The organism is Pseudomonas sp. Z1-12 (assembly GCF_051132015.1).
Taxonomy (GTDB): Bacteria; Pseudomonadota; Gammaproteobacteria; order Pseudomonadales; family Pseudomonadaceae; genus Aquipseudomonas; species Aquipseudomonas zanjanensis.
In genome coordinates this window covers 926,110-948,871 of sequence record NZ_CP071647.1, presented here as the reverse complement: position 1 = coordinate 948,871, position 22,762 = coordinate 926,110, and the positions used below count along the sequence as shown (strand labels likewise).

Annotated in this window: 18 protein-coding genes; 13 read left to right on the top strand and 5 right to left on the bottom strand. The window is 58.5% G+C overall.

The annotated features are described in order from the left end of the window. Positions 1 to 6: 6 nt before the first annotated feature. Complete coding sequence (locus J3P85_RS04040) at positions 7 to 975, top strand: ABC transporter ATP-binding protein (protein ID WP_434704983.1); 969 nt, start codon at positions 7 to 9, stop codon at positions 973 to 975. After that, the gene (locus J3P85_RS04035) at positions 975 to 1,955 is read left to right on the top strand and encodes a peptide ABC transporter ATP-binding protein (protein WP_434704982.1); all 981 of its coding nucleotides are present in this window, start codon (positions 975 to 977) and stop codon (positions 1,953 to 1,955) included. Before J3P85_RS04040 ends, J3P85_RS04035 begins: the two co-directional genes overlap by 1 nt. A 215-nt stretch (positions 1,956 to 2,170) precedes the next feature. Here the strand turns inward: J3P85_RS04035 and J3P85_RS04030 are convergent, their stop codons facing one another. Beyond that, the gene (locus J3P85_RS04030) at positions 2,171 to 2,422 is read right to left on the bottom strand and encodes a hypothetical protein (RefSeq protein ID WP_434561065.1); all 252 of its coding nucleotides are present in this window, start codon (positions 2,420 to 2,422) and stop codon (positions 2,171 to 2,173) included. Positions 2,423 to 3,093: 671 nt separating this feature from the next. Here J3P85_RS04030 and J3P85_RS04025 point away from each other — a divergent pair. Further along, positions 3,094 to 3,450 carry a DUF6124 family protein gene (locus J3P85_RS04025; protein WP_434704981.1) on the top strand — a complete coding sequence of 119 codons (357 nt, stop codon included), beginning with the start codon at positions 3,094 to 3,096 and terminating at the stop codon, positions 3,448 to 3,450. 101 nt (positions 3,451 to 3,551) lie between these two features. On the opposite strand, the gene J3P85_RS04020 is transcribed toward J3P85_RS04025, so the two are convergent. Beyond that, on the bottom strand, positions 3,552 to 4,655 hold the full coding sequence (locus J3P85_RS04020) for a hypothetical protein (protein WP_434704980.1): 1,104 nt from the start codon (positions 4,653 to 4,655) through the stop codon (positions 3,552 to 3,554). Between the two features lie 393 nt (positions 4,656 to 5,048). Between J3P85_RS04020 and J3P85_RS04015 the strand changes: the two genes are divergently transcribed. From J3P85_RS04015 to J3P85_RS04000, 4 genes are all read left to right on the top strand, one after another. After that, the gene (locus tag J3P85_RS04015) at positions 5,049 to 6,104 is read left to right on the top strand and encodes a hypothetical protein (RefSeq protein ID WP_434704979.1); all 1,056 of its coding nucleotides are present in this window, start codon (positions 5,049 to 5,051) and stop codon (positions 6,102 to 6,104) included. Between the two features lie 35 nt (positions 6,105 to 6,139). Further along, positions 6,140 to 7,129, top strand: coding sequence for an alpha-xenorhabdolysin family binary toxin subunit B (locus tag J3P85_RS04010; RefSeq protein WP_434704978.1), 990 nt, complete (start codon positions 6,140 to 6,142; stop codon positions 7,127 to 7,129). 105 nt (positions 7,130 to 7,234) lie between these two features. Continuing rightward, the gene (locus J3P85_RS04005; protein ID WP_434704977.1) at positions 7,235 to 8,398 is read left to right on the top strand and encodes a hypothetical protein; all 1,164 of its coding nucleotides are present in this window, start codon (positions 7,235 to 7,237) and stop codon (positions 8,396 to 8,398) included. Positions 8,399 to 8,466: 68 nt separating this feature from the next. After that, positions 8,467 to 9,021, top strand: coding sequence for a protein-tyrosine phosphatase family protein (locus tag J3P85_RS04000; RefSeq protein ID WP_434704976.1), 555 nt, complete (start codon positions 8,467 to 8,469; stop codon positions 9,019 to 9,021). Positions 9,022 to 9,091: 70 nt separating this feature from the next. On the opposite strand, the gene J3P85_RS03995 is transcribed toward J3P85_RS04000, so the two are convergent. After that, positions 9,092 to 10,675: a peptide chain release factor 3 gene (locus J3P85_RS03995; RefSeq protein ID WP_434704975.1), complete on the bottom strand. Its 1,584-nt coding sequence runs from the start codon at positions 10,673 to 10,675 to the stop codon at positions 9,092 to 9,094. Positions 10,676 to 11,007: 332 nt separating this feature from the next. On the opposite strand from J3P85_RS03995, the gene J3P85_RS03990 reads away from it, so the two are divergent. The 6 genes from J3P85_RS03990 to J3P85_RS03965 all read left to right on the top strand — a co-directional run bounded on the left by J3P85_RS03990 (position 11,008) and on the right by J3P85_RS03965 (position 19,125). Continuing rightward, positions 11,008 to 11,724, top strand: coding sequence for an ABC transporter permease (locus J3P85_RS03990; protein ID WP_186706004.1), 717 nt, complete (start codon positions 11,008 to 11,010; stop codon positions 11,722 to 11,724). A 24-nt stretch (positions 11,725 to 11,748) separates the two neighbouring features. Next, a complete protein-coding gene (locus J3P85_RS03985; RefSeq protein WP_434704974.1) occupies positions 11,749 to 12,651 on the top strand; it encodes a glycine betaine ABC transporter substrate-binding protein in 903 nt (300 codons plus the stop codon). A gap of 15 nt (positions 12,652 to 12,666) precedes the next feature. Next, a complete protein-coding gene (locus tag J3P85_RS03980) occupies positions 12,667 to 13,320 on the top strand; it encodes an ABC transporter permease (protein WP_305496867.1) in 654 nt (217 codons plus the stop codon). Beyond that, positions 13,317 to 14,474, top strand: a complete 1,158-nt coding sequence (locus J3P85_RS03975; RefSeq protein WP_434704973.1) for an osmoprotectant ABC transporter ATP-binding protein OsmV — start codon at positions 13,317 to 13,319, stop codon at positions 14,472 to 14,474. Before J3P85_RS03980 ends, J3P85_RS03975 begins: the two co-directional genes overlap by 4 nt. 508 nt (positions 14,475 to 14,982) lie before the next feature. Then, a complete protein-coding gene (locus J3P85_RS03970) occupies positions 14,983 to 16,146 on the top strand; it encodes a type III PLP-dependent enzyme (RefSeq protein ID WP_434704972.1) in 1,164 nt (387 codons plus the stop codon). A 453-nt stretch (positions 16,147 to 16,599) separates the two neighbouring features. Continuing rightward, positions 16,600 to 19,125, top strand: a complete 2,526-nt coding sequence (locus J3P85_RS03965; RefSeq protein WP_434706321.1) for a PepSY domain-containing protein — start codon at positions 16,600 to 16,602, stop codon at positions 19,123 to 19,125. A gap of 147 nt (positions 19,126 to 19,272) precedes the next feature. Here J3P85_RS03965 and J3P85_RS03960 read toward each other — a convergent pair whose 3' ends face one another. Beyond that, positions 19,273 to 20,814 carry an alkaline phosphatase D family protein gene (locus J3P85_RS03960; RefSeq protein ID WP_434704971.1) on the bottom strand — a complete coding sequence of 514 codons (1,542 nt, stop codon included), beginning with the start codon at positions 20,812 to 20,814 and terminating at the stop codon, positions 19,273 to 19,275. 190 nt (positions 20,815 to 21,004) lie between these two features. Next, positions 21,005 to 22,750: a PTS fructose-like transporter subunit IIB gene (locus tag J3P85_RS03955; RefSeq protein ID WP_186705999.1), complete on the bottom strand. Its 1,746-nt coding sequence runs from the start codon at positions 22,748 to 22,750 to the stop codon at positions 21,005 to 21,007. Positions 22,751 to 22,762 lie beyond the last annotated feature (12 nt).

Genomic DNA, 22,762 nt, shown 5'->3' with positions numbered 1-22,762 from the left:
ATTCCCATGTCACTGCTAGAAATCAAGAATCTCAACGTCCGCTTCGGCGACGCCACCGCCGTGCCGGTGGTCGACGGCCTGGACCTGAGCGTGGACAAAGGCGAAGTATTGGCGATCGTCGGCGAATCGGGCTCGGGTAAATCCGTGACCATGATGGCGCTGATGGGGCTGATCGAGCACCCCGGCATCGTCACCGCCGATGCACTGAACTTCGACGGCAAGAACATGCTCAAGCTGAGCAACCGCCAGCGCCGGCAAATCGTCGGCAAGGACCTGGCGATGGTGTTCCAGGACCCGATGACCGCGCTCAACCCCAGCTACACCGTAGGTTTCCAGATCGAAGAAGTGCTGCGCCTGCACCTGAAGATGTCCGGCAAGGCCGCCCGCAAGCGCGCCATCGAGCTGCTGGAAAAAGTCGAGATCCCCGGCGCCGCCAGCCGCATGGACGCCTACCCGCATCAATTGTCCGGCGGCATGAGCCAGCGCGTGGCGATTGCCATGGCGATTGCCGGCGAGCCGAAGCTGCTGATCGCAGACGAACCGACCACCGCCCTGGACGTGACCATCCAGGCGCAGATCATGGACCTGCTGCTGGCCCTGCAAAAAGAGCAGGACATGGGCCTGGTACTGATCACTCACGACTTGGCCGTCGTCGCTGAAACCGCCCAGCGCGTGTGCGTGATGTACGCCGGCCAAGCCGTGGAAGTGGGTAAGGTGCCGCAGCTGTTCGACATTCCGGCTCATCCGTACAGCGAAGCGCTGCTGGCGGCGATCCCCGAACACAGCATGGGCGCCGAGCGCCTGGCGACCTTGCCCGGCATCGTCCCCGGTCGCTACGACCGTCCGCAAGGTTGCCTGCTGTCGCCGCGCTGCCCGTACGTGCAGGACAACTGCCGTCAACAACGTCCAGGCCTCGATCCGAAATCCAACAGCCTCGCCCGCTGCTTCTACCCGTTGAACCAGGAGGTGGCGTGATGGCCGTCGTACTTACCGCCCGTGACCTGACCCGTCATTACGAAGTGTCCCGTGGCATGTTCAAGGGCCATGCGACCGTGCGCGCCCTCAACGGTGTGTCGTTCGAACTGGAAGCCGGCAAGACCCTGGCCGTGGTGGGCGAATCCGGTTGCGGCAAATCCACCCTCGCCCGGGCCCTGACGCTGATCGAAGAGCCGTCCGCCGGCTCCTTGAAGATCGCCGGCCAGGAAGTGGCCGGCGCCAACAAGGCCGAACGCAAGCAGCTGCGCAAAGACGTGCAGATGGTCTTCCAGAGCCCTTACGCGTCCCTCAACCCGCGGCAGAAAATCGGTGATCAACTGGCCGAGCCACTGCTTATCAACACCAACCTGTCGGCCACCGAGCGGCGCGAGAAAGTCCAGGCGATGATGAAGCAGGTGGGCTTGCGTCCCGAGCATTACCAGCGCTACCCGCACATGTTCTCCGGCGGCCAGCGCCAGCGCATCGCCCTGGCCCGCGCCATGATGCTGCAGCCCAAGGTGCTGGTGGCGGATGAGCCAACGTCGGCGCTGGACGTGTCGATCCAGGCCCAGGTGCTGAACCTGTTCATGGATCTGCAGCAGGAATTCAACACCGCCTACGTGTTCATTTCCCACAACCTGGCGGTGGTCCAGCACGTCGCCGACGACGTGATGGTGATGTACCTCGGCCGCCCGGTGGAAATGGGCCCCAACGAGTCCATCTACAGCCGCCCGCTGCACCCGTACACCCAGGCGCTGCTGTCGGCCACCCCGACCATCCACCCGGACCCGAACAAGCCGAAGATCAAGATCGTCGGCGAACTGCCCAACCCGCTCAACCCGCCGTCCGGCTGCGCGTTTCACAAGCGCTGCCCGTATGCCACCGAGCGTTGCAAGATTGAAGAACCGGCGTTGCGGCCGTTGGATAACCGGCTGGTGGCGTGTCACTACGCCGAGCGGTTCCTCGACGGTGCGGCGTGAGACTAAAAGGCTAAAAGGCTAAAAGGCAGCAAAGCACTTAAGGCAGAAAAGCCCTTGTGGCGAGGGAGCTTGCTCCCGCTGGACCGGTCCGACGCTTCGGGCGCAGCAGTCCCAAAAAAGGGCCGCTACGCGCCCCAGCGGGAGCAAGCTCCCTCGCCACGGGCAATAAAAAACCTCCAGTCCGATCAGGGCTGGAGGTTTTTTATGTCGGATATCTACGTCTGGCTATCGCCCTCCGCATCCTCGTCGTCATCCGGCGTGTCGATTGGCGAACCATCATCATCCTCGCCATCATCCGGATCACCTGCATCCGCATCGGTCGCGGCAAGCATCAACTCACCCTGCGCCACCGATCCGCTCGATGCATGTTTTTCATGCTCATCGCACTCAGCCCAGGCAACCGTTGAACCGAGGGACAGCATCACCAACACCTTCAACAAAAACATCATGCGTAGCAGCTTATTCATAACCCATTCCTTCTGTTCCGGATAAAGCCGGGGCCCGACGGCGCTCAAGAAAATCTAGTCCTGAACAGCCCGGTTCACCAGATAAGACGCCACCGAACCACCAGAAATGCCCCCGCACGACAGAATGGTTTCGAATAAGCGTTATCTCAAAACCAACTAACACCCAGAAATCCATGTGGGAGCGAGCCTGCTCGCGAAGAGGCCGGCACATCCAACATCCAGGCCAGCTGACCCACCGCTATCGCGAGCAAGCTTTGCTCCCGCAGGTTGGGTCCACAAGATTGGTGTGAAGACCCCGGTTCCTTTAACGGCAGGCATCGAGCCCTACAGACAAATACCCAGGCACACGGAGTGCTAGTCCCGAGGCTACATCGCCTTGCGCCTTTGCCTACAACTAAGCCAGAATCCGCCCGCTTGTGCGCCTGGGGGCGGGACTTTATGGTTACCGGGTCGCTGAAAATCAGCGGTCGGGTTTAGCGACCTGAACCATAGGCACGTAAGCAGCCATGCTTTATTGCGGGATTTCATCGCAATTACGTTATGGCGGCTGTATGTGGGAGACCTTCGGGTCTGCCGGGTGCCTATGTCCGGTTCGCTAACCTGCGTGCAGTCGCCACCATTCTGTTTAGCGACAGGTCTTGGCGGCTTCTATTCCCCATAGGAGCGTTACCATGTTCAAAGCCACACCCAAACCAGAATCAGACCCAACATCTTCCTACTCCAGCCTAGACCCGGAAAAATTCCACGAAGCCACCGAGCGGGTGCTCGATTATTACTTGAAGCCGGAACAGGCCAAACCCAAGAAAGAACCATCAGCGGGCCAGCTCTTCACCGTCGTGGAAGGAGTCGATAGCGAAAGCCTGCTCGCCAACCTCAGCGAAAACCTCGCCTCCGCCAACGCCATGATCAGCGACCTGGCATTCGACCTTGAAGGCTCTCGCCGGCAGGTTGCGATGGGTATTCTTCAGGTGATCGAGATGAGTGAATTGCTGGCGAATCGGGCGCTGGATATCGCTGATCCACGTTAGCCATTTGTCCCAAACCGAAAGGGCTAGCCGGCATTTGTAGACGGCTTAACAACAAGGCCGCCGGCTCGTCCTTCCTGCACCGCACCAGCTCTAGATATACGTCAGTAGGGGGTTGCCAATATGCTATCCAGCTCTTCGGCATTGCTTCGTGCAGACCGCCATTGCGCCGCGGCTGAATCAAGTGATTTTTCAATACGCTTTATCGGCGCGAAGGAAGTAACTTGAAGAACCCGACTCTGGGCACTTTGCATCACTTCCAAGGTAACCGTCCACAACGTCCTGAGTTGTCCGACTCCTTTATCAGCATTTGCCAAAGGCCAATCCAAACGCTCAACAGCATCATGGAAAGCTGAAAAATGCTGTGTTAATACCGCACCACTGCGCATTTTCAGCATTAAGGTTTCCAGGATATCTGCACTAGTTGAAGGCAGCCCCTGCAGAATCCTGTCGTAGTCGTCTTTGTAGTAATTGATCAGCCCCATGCTCGGAACTTTATTCTCCCGTATATATGACTGCTCCACCACTTCAGCAAATGCGGAGGTAACATTGTGCATGTGCCCCCGCACGATCAATCGATCATTCTCATCCATCGCCATGCGCGAAAGCTGCTCTTCCAACTCATGAATGGTATCCAGTTGAGTGATCCTGCGAAATGCAGTCTGAATACTATTCATAAGTTCAACTTTGAAACTCACGATATCATCCCTCAAATAGCCTCCTGTTACCTTTAAACTGTTGATTTTCTCAGACATTTCATCAATAGCCATTTTAATAGAAGGGATAATTGTAAGGTCCGCCTCGCCCAACGGAATCGACACCCCCTCCCATGCCTCCTCAGGTACTCCTTGGAGTTGAGCCGAAGAACTGTCGTATCCCGGCAGAGACTGGATTTGTTCAAGAATGGCAGCACTGGCCGTCGTAAAATAATCTGAGTATTCAAAAACCTCGGCGCACAAGGCCCGCATGCTTGCTTCGATTCCTGACCACCTTCCTGCATGGCTTAAAACAGCATTAATCAATGTCTCAACGCCCTGTTCATCCAAGGCGGTGCTGAGACCACACTGGCTCGACAGCGTAGTAAAACTCGTACTTCCTTTCATGTTGTCGTATTTCGCTCGGAGACGGGTTGAAAGGCTGATGTATTCTCTGACGACTCCAACTTCCCTGGCGGTAATAATGGATTCATATTGCGGCTGACTGGACATGATTTCCACCTCATAAAAGTTTTTTATCCGCCAGACACCATTAGGGGACTGGCTTATGCCGGGTTATAACCGTGGATCATGCCCCTGCCAACTGTAAACTTTGACAGTAGACATAACGAAAATTGTAAAAGCGGCGGTACAGCCACCAGATAGGCATAAACATTCCAGCCTTTATTTCGAAATGATCCTTTTACCTGTCATACCTTACAGTACCGCAAAAGTCTTCGTACTGCTTGAATCAGCCCCAGGCATCCCAGTTAATTAAGACCGCTATTTCTAATACGCTCCCAACACCTGCGACGCCTGATAGATGACGCTCATAAACGCTCAAAAGATGCAGTCTATGGACCGCACCACCATGAGATCACGCTACTCTTATTGAAGGAACTGAACATGGAATACGGAGCAGAATACCCAGCCCCTGTGGTAACCAGTGACGATGTTCGGGTTATTTCACGCTATGTCTCAGAAGGAAAACTCCTCCCGCTGACCGATGCGGGTGTTAAAAACCAAATTAATAACGCCCCCGACACACTCGTAACCGAACTCGTCGACCACTATAAAATCATCAACGATCATGCTAATTCGTGGGAAAAGGTTCAGGATGGCATGATCACTATCGGCTCCGTCTTGGTGGCCTTCTCCCAAGATATCCATGAATATGGAGACGAGGCGGTCGAGCTTGTTAAAGGCATGGAGGGCTATAAATCCAGAAAAATCAGCGAATTATCAGAAGACGAACTTAGCGGATTCCCGACCATATCACTTGACGGAGATGACGAGCGCCAGATGCCCACGCTGGAAAACACAGTGAACTATATCAGGGAATCAATTTCCGAAAAAAAACGAAAAAGCTCAGTAGCCCTAGCGGACCTTGACAGCTTTAAAAATACGCTTATCAACGTCATCGATCCATGGCTTGGAAGAATGATCCAGGCTTCAGGCCCCGACGCGCTGGACACAGAAATCTCAAACATCCGCCGTTCGCTGAACAGGCTTGCAGAGGACATTACGCAAACACAAGTAGAGCCAAGCTTTACGCACAAACTATTTGACTTCGCAGTTAAAATAAACCCAATCCTAGCACTGATGGAAGAAAACAAAAAACCAGGAAAACCCGGCGGAGAACTTATCAAGAAACGCGAAGAGTTACTTAACAAATTAGCAACAGACAACCAGCTTAAGGGCGTAATGCATAAGCTCTATATCGGCATAGGTTCTCTATATGACGTGGTAAACCCTGCCATTAAAGCCACCATGCAGCTCCATAGTCATTGGGAAAATATCCTATTACTTATCGACGACTCTTCGAACCAATTCAGAAACAATGCCAGCTACGCCTATCTCGGTCTCTTCGTGCGAAAATTGGAGGCTCTGTTAGCGGATTGGCGCAGCATTGAAAACAACTCTAACACAGTGATGAACGCCTTTCGGCTGAACATCCAATAATCCTAATCTCCAATTCCTCGTAAAGGTATATGACCATGAGCGCCAATGACATGATACTCGACGTCCCTGACCTAAGAGTCGTCAAGGACTGCCGAGAGGTTATTTATTATTATGCAAGAGTAAAACTCAGCCAAATCTACATCCCCGTGCTGCACAGTGATTTATCAGAACTGGCAAAAAATTTAAGCATCGTTGATCAGAACGCCAACGACGTTTTGCTCAAACTCAACAGTGCCATCGACACGACCGATATCGAAACTGCGTTGGTGGACCTGGACGAGTTGGAGGGCAGTGCATTAGACGACTACACACGCGATCTGGATGCGACGCTGAACGCAAAAAAAAATACACTTGTCGCTCTGCGCGACGAGCTTTACGGGCCCACTCATACTCTGCAAACGATGAGCTACACCAGCAACACCTATAGACTTCATGAACTCACAGACTCAAGAACAAACCTCCAAGCCATTGCAAAGGTGGAAAGAGAGGAGGATCACTATGATGTCATGCTGCAGAAAAAACAGTCCCTCGACTTGGCCATAGAAGCTTACGAATCAGTGTCCTTTATTGACAAGGCCTTGCCACTTTTAGATCAAGTTGAAAATATCGTGAAAGCAAGTGAGTCGCCGGCAACCTTTAAAAAGGAGCTGATCAAAGAGGGCGTGGAGGCGGCGAAAACCGTCTTAAAAATTATTGACGGCGACTTAAAGCATGACCAAATGCTAACAGCTCGCATTGAATTGATAAAAAAGATTAACGCGCGGAACGAACGTAACGATGATATCGACAGGCAACTCAAGTCAAACTTCGAAGAAACAAGTCAAATACAGGCGTTTGAGAAGCTGCGGCAGCCAAAGGCGGAGTATGTTGCGGAAGTCCAAAAGATCCACACGTCAATCCATACCTTTATCACGACAGTCTATGTGGGCCCTGGGGTAAAGGAAAATGCCAACCGCTTCGTAGAGCATGCCCGTGCACTCAAGGCTTACGCCAATAATCTTTCCCCAGTATGGCTCCGAGGCTAGTCGAACCTGTCGCGTGCCCCCGGCAGAGCGTTTTGGCGGCTGCCGTGGGTTCTGGCTCGACTAAGCATTAGGAATGCGAAACTAAAAACAATGGAGTTTTCGGCAATGGCCACATTAACTTTATTTTTCAATAGCGACTCTGACATCTACTTGACTCATGTCGGCATGGCGCACGGACTTGACCGAATCCACACCGAGCCAAGAATGCACGTACTAACAGAACTTTCAAGAGAAAGCGCATTTTTCTATAACCGCTATGCGTATACATATTTCGACGTTGATAATAGTTATCTAATGGCCTTTGAACGCTATCATGGCGATACCATGTGCATAAACGGCCCCGGAAGTGGTTACTTTCTAAGCGACGCTAAATTTATCGACCCGTCCTCTTCATTGAAACTGTCCGATGAACAATTTAACAAACACTGGACACGCAACACGCGACGCACATTAGATCTAATACTAGGTAAACCTCCTCAGGTGGAAGACTTACCTGTAGACGAGGCCAAGATGTTCGGTGAATATCCGAATGATTGGGTAATAAATAACTTTGACCTAGCGGCAAAAGTAAACCCAGCTAGAGCTCTACCGTCTTTCGACGCAATAAACTTGGTTGGTTGGGGGCGAGGGGCTGTGAGTTGCCATATGCTAGCGAATCACCTATCAGACAGCAGCCTGGCCTCCCTCCCCATCAATATTCTAGCCATTGATCCCATTATCGGTGGCGCTGTTAGCCCAGCGTTAGTACATACGACGCTGGGCGCAAACGTACAGGAATATGTGGGGTTTTATGCACGAGATGAGCGTTCCGCCAGCCTGCCGTGCATAGTTCCAAATACGGCCTCGAACACGCGCATACATATCTATCCAATAGCAGGTCGCCATACTACCTTGATAGGTAATCAAGCCGCAGATGGCGATAGCAAGCCAGGGACATTCTCTGAACCGGCTGACTTGATATATTATCTGGCGAGAAAATGCCTAAACCGATGGAACCCCTCACTTAGATTCCCCGACGCTAGCTATCCCGACTTGAGCGTTAATGGCGACCAAGTGCTCGCTAAAATAAAAAGCGAATATGATAATTATATCAACATGCGAAACACCACTTACTCACACCAAAGTCAAGAAGTTCATGGCGAGCGTGAAATCCTACTGGATGGGCAACTTACCAACTTCAAGTCTGCCCAAGGCACTCGCTTCACACCCAACCAAGGACTTGCAAAAGGACATATCGAGGAGATGTCCTACTTCCAAGATATCACCTGAACCCAACGGGATCTTCTAGTTTAACTATCCGCTCGGTAGCGGAATAGCACATTTGCCGGAGAACCAAAATGAAAAAAAGCGTGAGTAGCCTGGCCGACTATGTGAAAACACTATCCTCAGGCACAACCATAGTCTTCGAAAATTGGGTCACCTTTGATAAAAACGGTACCCGGGTATTCAGAAGCTCACAACCTTACTACGGCGGGAGCGATGACACACTTCAGAAATTCGACTCTCGGGCTATAGCGCTTCTAAAAATCTATAATATCAAGGGGATTCTCAGTTTAAACCATAAACTGTTATACGCTAACAGCAAGACGGCACTTGACAATGAACATATCGATTACCACCATCTTGCCGTTGAGGACTACTACCCCCCCACAACCCAACAGCTTCTATCTGGATGCAAAAAAATTGATGAGTTTTTGGGCAAAGGTAACGCTTTAGTTTACTGTGGATTTGGTCAGGGCAGAACTGGCACGATGATGACCGCTTATGACATATACAAGCTCCCCAAAGGCAGCCCAGCATCGAAATTAGATGACTTAATTGAAGCATCGACCGCAGAGACAGATGACCAGGAGAAAGTCCTGCGCGAGTTTTACAAAATGCAAAACCCCTGAAATACTGCGCGTTGGTTGAATGAGGGTGGTCTTAACGACCACCCTTTATACATATCCCAACGCTCAGCGCTTAATGATGCTCCCGCGTCGCGCGGAATTTCACGTCCGGCCAGCGCTCTTCCATCAACGCCAGGTTGACCCGGGTCGGCGCCAGGTAGGTCAAATGCCCACCGCCGTCCAGCGCAAGGTTTTCCACAGCCTTGTTGGAAAACTCCTCAAGCTTTTTCTTGTCGTCGCATTCAATCCAACGAGCGGAATACACGGTGATCGGCTCGTAGGAGCATTCGACCTTGTATTCCTCTTTCAAGCGGCTGGCGACGACGTCGAACTGCAGCACACCGACGGCACCGAGGATGATGTCGTTGCTGCGCTCCGGGAAGAACACCTGGGTGGCGCCCTCTTCGGCCAGTTGCTGCAAACCTTGGCGCAGTTGCTTGGACTTGAGCGGGTCCTTCAGGCGCACGCGGCGGAACAGTTCCGGGGCGAAGTGCGGAATGCCGGTGAAGCCCAGGGCTTCGCCTTCGGTGAAGGTGTCGCCGATCTGGATGGTGCCGTGGTTGTGCAGGCCGATGATGTCACCGGCGAAGGCCTCTTCCAGTTGCTCGCGCTCCGAGGAGAAGAACGTCAGGGCGTCGCCGATGCGCACGTCCTTGCCGGTGCGCACGTGGCGCATCTTCATGCCTTTTTCGTATTTGCCGGAGCAGATGCGCATGAAGGCGATGCGGTCGCGGTGCTTGGGGTCCATGTTCGCCTGGATCTTGAACACGAAGCCGGCGAACTTCTCTTCCACCGGCTCCACGGTGCGCTCGTTGGCGACACGGGCCAGCGGACGCGGGGCCCAATCGACCACGGCGTCGAGCACATGGTCCACGCCGAAGTTGCCCAGGGCGGTCCCGAAGAACACCGGGGTCAGTTGGCCGTCGAGGAATTCCTGCTGGTTGAACTCATGGCAGGCACCCTGCACCAGTTCCAGTTGCTCGACAAAACGATCGTACTCGTCGCCCAGGTGCGCGCGCGCCTCGTCGGAATCGAGCTTCTCGATGATCTTGACTTCGGTGCGCTCGTGCCCGTGACCGGCGGTGTAGACGATGATGTAGTCGTCGGCCAGGTGGTACACGCCCTTGAAGTCGCGGTAGCAACCGATCGGCCAGGTGATCGGCGCGGCCTTGATCTTCAGGACCGCTTCGATCTCGTCGAGCAATTCGATCGGGTCGCGAATGTCACGGTCGAGTTTGTTGATGAAGCTGACGATCGGCGTGTCCCGCAGACGGCAGACGTCCATCAGCGCAATGGTCCGTGGCTCGACGCCCTTACCGCCGTCGAGGACCATCAAGGCCGAGTCCACCGCGGTCAGGGTGCGGTAGGTGTCTTCGGAGAAGTCTTCGTGGCCCGGGGTGTCGAGCAGGTTGATCATGTGATCGCGATACGGGAACTGCATGACCGACGTGGTAATGGAAATACCCCGTTGTTTTTCCATTTCCATCCAGTCGGAGGTGGCATGGCGGTCGGACTTGCGGGATTTCACCGTGCCGGCCACCGCAATCGCCTTGCCCATCAGCAAGAGCTTTTCGGTGATGGTGGTCTTACCGGCATCGGGGTGGGAAATAATGGCGAAAGTGCGGCGTTTCGCGACTTCGGCGGCCTGTTTGGTCATGGGAAATCGCCTGGCAGGTGATTCAAAAAAGGGCGGCGATTATAGCTCAACTTGTGCCAGGAACCGAACCGTTGAGCATATCCGGGGTGGCCAAATGCTGCCCCGCATGGGAACCTTTTGCCCCGTGGAGGCGTCCACCTCCCTGATACGAGCAACCGTCAGGGCCTGAAAAATCAGCAAGTTAGCCTGACGAGGCTGCGCTCATGGCTCGCTTCGACGGTCGTTTTACCGGCCTCGAAAAGAGCTGCTTCTCGCGAACGTTTTCCCGGCAACCCGTGATGGTTTGCCGCCCGGGGAGGCGTGCGCCGACTGAAAGACAAAGGAGTCCGCCTGTGGCTATCCGCTATGGTAAAGGGCTTATCGGGGGTGCGGTCGTCGTCGCCCTCCTGGCCCTGTTGGTCCACTGGATCGGCATCGATACGATCCAACGCTACCGCGACGATCTGCTGTTCTACCTGCAAGCGCACCTGATGCTTGTACTGGCTTCCATGTTGGCGGCCCTGATGGTCGGCATCCCCGCCGGCATCGCCCTCAGCCGCCCCGGCATGGTCGGGCGTGCCGAACGCTTCATGCAAGTGTTCAACATCGGCAATACCGTGCCGCCCCTGGCCGTGCTGGCCATCGCCCTGGGCATCCTGGGCATCGGCAGCGGGCCCGCCATCTTCGCCCTGTTCCTCGCCTCGCTGCTGCCCATCGTGCGCAACACCTATGAAGGCCTGAAAAACGTCCAGGGCTCCCTCAAGGAAGCCGCCGTCGGCATCGGCATGACCCCACGCCAAGTGCTCTGGAAAGTCGAATTGCCCAACGCCGTGCCGATCATCGTCGGTGGCGTGCGCGTAGCGTTGGCGATCAACGTCGGCACCGCCCCGCTGGCTTTCCTGATCGGTGCCAACAGCCTCGGCAGCCTGATCTTCCCCGGCATTGCCTTGAACAACCAGCCGCAATTGTTGCTCGGCGCCGCCTGCACGGCGCTGCTGGCATTGCTGCTCGACGGTCTGGTGACACTCGCCAGCCGCCTCTGGCTGGAACGTGGCTTGCGCCCGTCCTGAGCCTGGCTGGATAAAGGAATCGTTATGAAGAAGTTGAGCTTGATCCTGGGCTGCCTGTTGCTGTTCGCAGGGTTTGCCCAAGCCGCAGAAAAACCGCTGATCCGCCTCGGCGCCCGGGTATTCACCGAGCAGACCTTGCTGGCGGAAATCACCGCCCAATACCTGCGCGACAAAGGTTACGACGCGCAAGTCACTGGCGGACTGGGCAGCAACCTGGCCCGCAGCGCCCATGAAACCGGACAGTTGGACTTGCTGTGGGAATACACCGGTGTGTCACTGGTTTCCTACAACCATGTCACCGAGAAACTCGACAGCGCCCAGTCCTACGCCCGGGTGAAAGAACTCGACGCGAAAAAAGGCCTGGTCTGGCTCGCACCGTCGAAATTCAGCAACACCTACGCCCTGGCCCTGCCGGAGAAAGTCGCGAAGAAATACCCGCAGATCAACTCCATCAGCCAGTTGAACACGGTGTTGCAGGCCGAGGCCGACGAGCACCATCTGGTGGCCCTGGACACCGAGTTCGCCAACCGCTCCGACGGTCTGGCCGGCATGGTCGAACAGTACGGCATGAACCTGACCCGCAAGAACATCCGGCAAATGGACGCGGGCCTGGTCTACACCGCCCTGCGCAACAGCCAGGTATTCGCCGGTTTGGTCTACACCACCGACGGGCGCCTGAATGCGTTCAAATTGAAGCTGCTGGAAGACGACAAGCATTACTTCCCCGACTACACCGCCGCTCCGGTGGTGCGCCAGGCATTCCTCGATACGCACCCGCAACTGGCCGCGCAGCTCAAGCCGCTGGCCGAGCTGTTTGATGACGCAACCATGCGCCAGCTCAACGCCCGGGTGGACGTCGATCACGAAAGCCCCTCGGCCGTCGCCGCCGATTTCCTGCGCCAGCATTCGCTGCTCTCAACCCAATGACCTGGAGGAAAAGCCATGGATTTTCTTGACGCCTTTTCCCATCTGGACTGGCCGCTGGTGCTGCACCTGACCTGGCAGCACATCACCCTGGTGGGCATCGCCGTGACCCTGGCGATAATCGTCGGCGTGCCGCTGGGCATTTTCATGACCCGCTTCCCGGCGCTTGCCGGCCCGTTGCAGGCCAGCGCCACGGTGCTGCTGACGATCCCGTCAATCGCGCTGTTCGGCCTGCTGTTGCCGTTCTACTCCAAGTTCGGCCAGGGCCTGGGGCCGATGCCGGCGATTACCGCGGTGTTTCTTTATTCACTGTTGCCGATCATGCGCAACACCTACCTGGCCCTGACCGGCGTCGAACCGGGCATCCGTGAAGCCGCCCGCGGCATCGGCATGACCTTCGGCCAACGCCTGCGCATGGTCGAACTGCCCATCGCCGTGCCGGTGATCCTGGCCGGCGTGCGCACCGCCGTGGTCATGAACATCGGCGTCATGACCATCGCCGCCACCATCGGCGCCGGTGGCCTGGGCGTGCTCATCCTCGCTTCCATCAGCCGCAGCGACATGTCGATGCTGATCGTCGGCGCCGTGCTGGTCAGCCTCCTGGCCATCTTCGCCGACCTGCTTCTGCAATGGCTGCAACGCTCGCTGACCCCAAAAGGATTACTGAAATGATCGAACTTCAAAACCTCAGCAAAACCTTCAAGAGCAACGGCAAGGATGTAAAAGCCGTGGACTCGGTGAACCTGACCGTCAACGAAGGCGAGATCTGCGTGTTCCTCGGGCCGTCGGGCTGTGGCAAGAGCACCACGCTGAAGATGATCAACCGGCTGATCCCGCCGACCTCGGGCAAGGTCTTGATCAACGGCGAAGACACCACCGGCCTCGATGAAGTGACCCTGCGCCGCAACATCGGCTACGTGATCCAGCAGATCGGCCTGTTCCCGAACATGACCATCGAGGAAAACATCACCGTGGTTCCGCGCCTGCTGGGTTGGGACAAGCAGAAATGCCACGACCGCGCCCGCGAACTGATGAGCATGATCAAACTCGAACCCAAGCAATACCTGCACCGCTACCCCCGTGAATTGTCCGGCGGCCAGCAACAACGAATCGGCGTGATCCGTGCCTTGGCGGCCGATGCGCCGCTGTTGCTGATGGACGAACCGTTCGGCGCCGTCGACCCGATCAACCGCGAGATGATCCAGAACGAGTTCTTCGAGATGCAACGGGCGCTGAACAAGACCGTGATCATGGTCAGCCACGATATCGACGAGGCCATCAAGCTGGGGGACAAGATCGCGATCTTCCGCGCCGGCAAGCTGGTGCAATGCGATCACCCGGACACGCTGCTGGCGCATCCGGCGGACGAGTTCGTCAGCAACTTCGTCGGCCAGGACAGCACGCTCAAGCGCCTGCTGCTGGTCAAGGCCGAAGACGCGGCGGACAATGCCCCGTCGGTCAGCCCCGAGACGCCGGTGAGCGAGGCGTTGGAGCTGATGGACGAACATGACCGGCGCTACGTGGTGGTCACCTGTGCCGAGAACAAGGCCCTGGGTTACGTCCGCCGTCGCGACCTGCACCGCCAGACCGGCACGTGCGGACAATACCTGCGCGAGTTCAACGCCACCGCTGCCTACGACGAACACCTGCGGATCCTGTTGTCACGCATGTACGAGTTCAATCGCTCGTGGCTGCCGGTGCTGGACGCCGAGCGGGTGTTCCTTGGCGAAGTGACCCAGGAATCGATTGCCGAGTACCTGAGCTCCGGTAAGTCTCGTGGGGGCAAGACCAGTATTGTGTCGCCGGCCGAGACAGCGTCCACCTGATCGAGCACCGCAGCCTTTGTTGCTGGCTTTTGTGGCTGCTCTTGTGGCGAGGGAGCTTGCTCCCGCTTGAGTGCGAAGCGCTCATCGCTTTTTTAGGGCGGCTTCGCCACCCAGCGGGAGCAAGCTCCCTCGCCACAAGAGCAAGCGCAACATTCAACAAGCTCGAAACCCGATCCAAGGGAACATCAACCTGTGACACCGGTCGGTTACATCATGAGCTGTCGCGGGCCGCACGACGGAGACGTGCAAAAACGCGACATTTTTAGTTGATCTCAGGCCCCTCACGCCCTAAAGTTCGCGCCGAACGTCCATGCTGGAAACGATCCATCCGGCTCAAGTACTGACGACGAGACAGCAAGGCCAAGGGAATCAAGCGTCCCATGGCCTTTTTGCTTTCGGCGACATGCCTTGGGAAGTAGGCGAACCAAAGTGGGGATACGGAGGACGTTCGCGAGGGTTGCACCCTCAAACCCATTGATCCTGATGTTTGCCAGTAGGAGTCCCAAGTATGTCGATCCAGGTCGAAGACTATTTCGCGCGCGAAACTTTCCAGAAAATGAAAGCGTTCGCCGACAAGCAGGAAACCCCGTTCGTGGTGATCGACACCGCGATGATCTCCCAGGCCTATGACGACCTGCGCGCCGGTTTCGAGTTCGCCAAGGTCTACTACGCCGTCAAGGCCAACCCGGCGGTGGAAATCATCGACCTGCTCAAGGGGAAAGGCTCGAACTTCGACATCGCCTCGATCTATGAGCTGGACAAGGTCATGAGCCGTGGCGTCGGCCCGGAGCAGATCAGCTACGGCAACACCATCAAGAAATCCCGTGACATCCGCTACTTCTACGAGAAGGGTGTGCGCCTGTACGCCACCGACTCCGAAGCCGACCTGCGCAACATCGCCAAGGCCGCGCCGGGCTCGAAGGTCTATGTGCGGATTCTCACCGAAGGCTCGACCACCGCTGACTGGCCGTTGTCGCGCAAGTTCGGCTGCCAGACCGACATGGCCATGGACCTGCTGATCCTGGCCCGCGACCTGGGCCTGGTGCCGTACGGCATTTCGTTCCACGTCGGCTCGCAACAGCGCGACATCAGCGTCTGGGACGCAGCCATCGCCAAGGTCAAGGTGATCTTCGAGCGTTTGAAGGAAGAAGACGGCATCGTCCTGAAGCTGATCAACATGGGTGGCGGCTTTCCGGCCAACTACATCACCCGCACCAACAGCCTGGAAACCTACGCCGAGGAAATCATCCGTTTCCTCAAGGAAGACTTCGGTGACGACCTGCCGGAAATCATCCTGGAGCCGGGCCGTTCGTTGATCGCCAACGCCGGGATCCTGGTCAGCGAAGTGGTGCTGGTGGCGCGTAAGTCCCGTACCGCTGTCGAGCGTTGGGTGTACACGGATGTGGGCAAGTTCTCCGGCCTGATCGAAACCATGGACGAAGCCATCAAGTTCCCGATCTGGACCGAGAAGAAAGGCGAGATGGAAGAAGTGGTCATCGCTGGCCCGACTTGCGACAGCGCCGACATCATGTATGAGAACTACAAGTACGGGTTGCCGTTGAACCTGGCCATTGGTGATCGCCTGTATTGGCTGTCGACCGGGGCCTATACCACCAGCTATAGCGCGGTGGAATTCAATGGCTTCCCGCCGCTGAAATCGTTCTACGTGTGATGCGTTTGGGCGCTTGAGCTCGTAGCTCTTGCCCTGTTGCGTAATAAAAAACGGCGCTTTTCAGAAATGGAAGGCGCCGTTTTTTTCCGCTCGTACTCCGATCCAATGGTGGGAGCGAGCTTGCTCGCGATGGCGGTGTCCCAGTCGGCGAAGATGTTGGATGTACCGGCCTCTTCGCGAGCAGGCTCGCTCCCACAGGGGATTGGGTGCACCTGGATTTTGTGTCTGCTGAAAATCCAATGTGGGAGCGAGCTTGCTCGCGAAGGCGGCGGCACATTCAGTATTTGATGCAAGCAGACCCACCGCCATCGCGAGCAAGCTCGCTCCCACAGGATTTCGTCGCCTGCCGTTCATGCAAATGATCGAGGCTTTTAGGTGTGTTTATGAATGCTTCTCGATAACACACGGCATAATGCACGCCGTGATGAACAGTAAATGAACAAGGCAGGCGACGTGTTGAAGAAAACCCTGTTCCAGTTGCACTGGTTTTTCGGCATCAGTGCCGGGCTGGTCCTGGCGTTGATGGGCGTTACCGGGGCGGTGGTGTCGTTCCAGGATGAAATCCTGCGGGCCTTGAACCCGCAGGTGCTGACGGTGGCGAAACAGCCGGCCGGCGTCCTGCCGCCCGCCGAACTGGTGGAACAGATCGAAGCCGCCGCCGGTAAGACCGTCGCCATGCTCTGGGTCGAGACCGACAGCGGCAACGCCGCGCGGGTGATCTTTGCGGCGCCCCCCGGGGAAAAACGCGGCGCCATGCGCTATTTCAACCCCTACACCGCACAGTTCATGGGTGAGGTGACCGGCCAGGATTTCTTCGGCCTGATGCTCAGGCTGCACCGCGTCCTGACCCTGGACGACGTGGGTCGGCAGATCACCGGCGCCTGCACGCTGATCCTGGTGTTCTTCTGCCTGTCCGGGTTGTACCTGCGCTGGCCGCGCCAGTGGAAAAACTGGCGCGCCTGGCTGACCCTCGATTGGCGAAAAAAAGGCCGCGGCTTCAATTGGGACCTGCACTCGGTGGCGGGCACCTGGTGCCTGGTGTTCTATCTACTGGCGGCACTCACCGGACTGACCTGGTCCTACGAGTGGTACAACAAAGGCGTGACCCGCCTGCTCTCCGATTCGCCGGAAGAGGAACGAGTGCGCAATCGCGGCCCGGCGCCGAGCGGTCCACTTCCCGTGGCTGATTATCGGGCCATGTGGAGCAGCATCTACAGCGCCGCCGGCCCGGGCCTGTCCGCCTACAACGTGCGCATGCCGCCGGTGGCCGGGCAACCGGCGACCGTGTTCTATCTGCTGGAAAATTCGCCCCACGACCGGGCACTGAACCAGCTCATCCTCGATCCGGCCACTGGCGTCGTCAGCCGGCACAGCCGCTACAGCGACAAGAGCCTCAAAGCGCAGTTGCTCACCAGCGTCTATGCCCTGCATATCGGTAGCTATTTTGGCTTGGTCGGGCGGATCCTGGTCACCGTGGCCGCACTGACCATGCCGTTGTTCTTCATCACCGGCTGGTTGCTGTACCTGGACCGTCGCCGCAAGCAGCGCCAGGCCAGGAACGCCCGCCAGGCCCTGAGCGCCAACCCGACCGATGCACCGGCCTGGCTGATCGGTTTCGCCAGCCAAAGCGGTTTCGCCGAGCGACTGGCCTGGCAGACCGCCGGCCAACTCCAGGCCGCCGGCTTGCCCGTGAACGTCCAGCCACTGGCCGGTGTTCGCGAGCAAGACCTGAACAATGCCACCCACGCGCTGTTTGTCGTCAGCACCTTTGGCGACGGCGAAGGCCCGGACAGCGCCCGCGGCTTCGAACGCAAGGTCTTGGGCCAAGCCTTGAGCCTGGAGCGCCTGCAGTATTCGGTGCTGGGCCTGGGCGACCGCCAATATGAACACTTCTGCGGCTTCGCCCGGCGACTGCACGCCTGGCTGGCGGAACACGGCGGCAAGACCCTGTTCGCGCCGGTGGAAGTCGACAGCGGCGACCCTTACGCCCTGCGTCACTGGCAACAACAACTGGCCGAACTGACCGGCCAGGCACCTACCGAAACCTGGCAGGCCCCCCGGTTCGAAAACTGGACGCTGGGCCAACGCACCCTGCTCAACCCCGACAGCAGCGGCTCGGGCGTGTACCTGCTGGGCCTCACCGCCCCCGGGCCGAGCAGTTGGCTGGCCGGTGACCTGGTGGAAATCCTGCCGCGCAATGACCTGTCGGCCATCGAACATTTCCTCGATGGCCTCGGCCTCGCCGGCCACGCGCGCGTACAGGTCGATGGCCTGCCCCAAAACCTCGACCAGGCCCTGGCGACCCGCCAGTTGCCGGAAAACCGCGCCCATCTGGTCGGCCTGCATGCCCAGGCCCTGGTGGATGCGCTGGCACCGCTGGCGATACGCGAATACTCCATCGCCTCGATCCCGGCCGACGGCGTGCTGGAGCTGATCGTGCGCCAGGAGCGCCACCCCGACGGCAGCCTGGGTGTGGGTTCCGGCTGGTTGACCGAGCATGCAGCGCTGGGTAGCGCCATCAGCCTGCGGCTGCGTCGCAACAGCAGCTTCCACCTACCGGCCCAGGGCGTGCCGATGATCCTGCTGGGCAACGGCACCGGCCTGGCGGGCCTGCGCAGCCTGCTCAAGGCGCGTGTCACCGAAGGCATGCAGCGCAACTGGCTGCTGTTTGGCGAACGCAACCGCGAGCACGATTTCCACTGCCGTGATGAGCTGCAGGAATGGGTGACCTCCGGCGACCTGGAACGCCTGGACCTGGCGTTCTCCCGGGATCAGAAGCAGAAGATCTACGTCCAGGACCGCCTGCGGGAATCGGCCGCGCTGCTCAAGCAATGGCTGGCCGACGGTGCTGTGATCTATGTCTGCGGCAGCTTGCAGGGCATGGCCTCCGGCGTGGACCACGTGCTCAACAGCGTGCTGGGGCGCGAGGCCGTGGAACGGCTGATCGAGCAGGGGCGGTATCGGCGGGATGTTTACTGACAGACACTTAACTTGAATTCACATTAAGCCCCCTGTGGGAGCGAGCTTGCTCGCGATGGCGGCGTGTCAGGCGTACCCGTGTCGACTAATACACCGCCATCGCGAGCAAGCTCGCTCCCACATGGGTTCTGTGTTGAGCCTCAGAACTCACACTGGCTGCAACTTCTTCTCGAACACCGCCACGCCCTCCAGATCCCGCAACACCACGCCCATTTCCCCGCTCTGCCCGTCGATGTTCACCTCGCCAAAGAACTGATACCCGGCGAATGGCGAGGTGTTCTGGGTCGCAGGGGCTTTCTGGAACACCACCTCCGGGCCGAAGGTCTTGTCCAGGGCGTTGGGCCCGAAGCTGCCGGCGTTCAATGGCCCGGCGACGAACTCCCAGAACGGTTCGAAATCCTGGAACGTGGCCTGTTCAGGGTGGTAGTGATGGGCGGCGCAATAGTGAACGTCGGCGGTGAGCCAGACGTAGTTGCGCACCTGATGCTTGCGCAGGTAACCGAGCAGTTCGGCGATTTCCACTTCGCGCCCCTGGGCCGCGCCCGGGTCACCATTGGCGACCGCTTCCCAGCGTGGCACGCCGGGGCTGACCTCGCCATCCGGCACACCGAGGCCGATGGGCATGTCGGCGGCGATGACTTTCCACTGGGCCTGGGACTGCTTCAACTCGCGCTTGAGCCAATTCAGTTGCTCACGCCCCAGGAACGGTTTGGCCGCGCCGAGGTTGGCGTCGTTGGCTTCGCGGTAGCTGCGCATGTCCAGCACGAACACATCCAGCAGCGGCCCGTAACCGAGCTTGCGGTAGATGCGTCCGCCGCCGTCGGCCTTCTGCCGGCGCATCGGTGCGTATTCCAGCCAGGCCTGGCGCGCACGCCCCACGAGGCTGTGGATATCCTTGGTCTGGTAGCGCTCGTCCAGTTGCTTGCCCGGCGACCAGTTGTTGACCACCTCATGGTCGTCCCACTGCCAGATCTGCGGCACCTCGGCGTTGAAACGGCGGACGTTTTCGTCCATCAGGTTGTAGCGATAGTTGCCACGATATTCATCCAGAGTTTCGGCGACCTTGCTCTTGGCTTCGGTGGTGAGGTTGCGCCAGATGCGACCGCCCTCCGTCGTCACCTGCGCGGGCACCGGGCCGTCAGCGTAGATGGTGTCGCCACTGTGGATAAAGAAATCCGGCAGGCGCAGGCGCATGGCTTCGTAGATGCGCATGCCGCCGATGTCCGGGTTGATGCCGAAGCCCTGGCCGACCGTGTCGCCGCTCCAGACAAACCGGATGTTGCGCTTGAACTGCGGCACGCTGCGCAGGTGGCCGAGCCAGGGTTCGCTGGCAACGCCGCTCTGGGCATCTTCGAAATGCACCCGGTAGAAAATCGCCTGGTCGCGGGGCAGCCCGGTGAGTTCGACCCGGGCGGTGAAATCGCTGCGGGCATCGACCATGGGTGAGACGAAGCGGCGGGGATTGCTGAACTTGCTGCGGGTGTCCCACTCCACCACCATCCGCGCCGGACGGTCGCTGCGGCTCCAGATCATCGCCCGGTCGCCCTGCAAATCGCCAGACTGCACACCGTCGGTGAGCACCGGCCGATCCTTGACCGAAGCCATCACCGCCGGCGCCAGCCCCGGCAACAACAACCCCGCCCCCACGGCTTGCATCACACGACGACGGCCCAGGTCGAATTCGCTCATGGTGTTCTCCCTTGAAATGGGAAAACTTAAGCATGGGAGTGTGAAGTGGGTGTGACAGGAATTTCATGCCCCCCAAAATCAACTGTGGGAGCGAGCTTGCTCGCGATGACAGGGTGTCAGGCAACCTATTGGTCGACTGATACACCGCCATCGCGAGCAAGCTCGCTCCCACAGGGAAGCCGGAGTGGGCTCAGGCCTTGGCCGGCTCCAACGCCATTTCCACCACCTCAGGTCGCTTGAGCAGCGCATACGCCACCGCCGTCAGCAGGCTCCCCGCCACGATCGCCAGCAGGTACAACAGCGCATGGTTGATGGCGTTGGGGATCAGCATCACGAACAGGCCGCCGTGGGGGGCCATGAGCTTGCAGCCGAAGTACATCGACAGCGCACCGGTCAGCGCGCCGCCGGCGATGCTGGCCGGGATCACCCGCAGCGGATCCTTGGCCGCGAACGGGATCGCACCTTCAGAGATAAAGCACAGCCCCAGCACCAGCGCCGCTTTGCCGGCCTCGCGTTCGGTCTGGGCGAATTTGCGCCGGGCGATGAAGGTGGCAATGCCCAGGCCGATGGGCGGCACCATGCCAGCGGCCATGGCCGCGGCCATCGGTGCATAACTCTGAGACGCCAGCAGCCCCACGGAAAAGGCATAGGCGGCCTTGTTGATCGGCCCGCCGAGGTCGACGCACATCATCGCCCCCAGCAACACGCCCAACAGGATCGCATTGGTGGTGCCCATGCTGTCGAGGAAGTGGGTCAGGGCTTCGAGCATGCCCGCCACCGGTTTGCCGACGATGTAGATCATCACCAGGCCGGTGAACAGGCTCGCCAGCAGCGGAATGATCAGGATCGGCTTGAGCGCTTCCAGGCTCTGGGGCAAGCGCGCGTAGCGATTGATCGCCTTGGCCGCGTAGCCGGCCAGGAACCCGGCGATGATCCCGCCAATGAAACCGGCGCCGAGGGTGCTCGCCAGCATCCCGCCGATCATGCCCGGGGCCAGGCCCGGACGGTCGGCGATGGAATAGGCGATGTAGCCGGCCAGCAGCGGCACCATCAATTTGAACGCGGTTTCGCCGCCGATTTGCATCAGCGCCGCCGCCAGGGTTCCCGGTTCCTTGAAGGCCTCGATGCCGAACACGAACGACAAAGCGATCATCAAACCACCGGCCACCACCATCGGCAGCATGAACGATACGCCGGTCAGCAGGTGCTTGTAGGCACCGCTTTTTTCCGCTTTCGCCGGTCCCGAAGCGGCGCCACTCGCCCCACTTTCCTGACGGCCTTCGGCCAAGGCTTTTTTCAGCGTGGCTTCGGCCTGTTTCAAGGCGATGCCGGTGCCACAACGATAAATTTTCTTGCCGGCAAAACGTTCGGTGGCGACTTCGATATCGGTCGCCAGCAGTACCACATCGGCCTCGGCGATCGCCTCGGGACTCAACGGATTACGCGCGCCCACCGAACCCTGGGTTTCGATCTTCAGGTCGTAACCCAAGCGCGCCGCCGCCTGCTGCAAGGCTTCGGCGGCCATGAAAGTGTGGGCCACGCCAGTCGGGCAAGCCGTGATCGCCACCAGGCGTGGAGCGCGCTCGGTCGGAGTCGCCGGTTCTTGCGCGAACACGTCGGCCTCGCCCAGGACCTCAGCTTCTTCGGCGCCACGACGCAGCACCGCATCAACATCCTGGAGGGCCAGGGCCGGCGTGCTGCGAAACACCCGCTTGCCAACGAACCGCGACAGGTCCACCGGGCCGCTGGCGACCAGCAACACCCACTCGGCCGCTTCGAGGGTCGCCGCCGACAACTGGCGCTCCGGATGGGCCGCATCATGGACTTCGACACTGGTGCTCCAACCCTGGCGCTGCGCCGCGGCGTCCAGCAGGCGGGCGCACAACACACTGGTAACCATGCCGTTCGGGCAGGCCGTCACAATGGCTAATTTCATCTTGCGAACCCT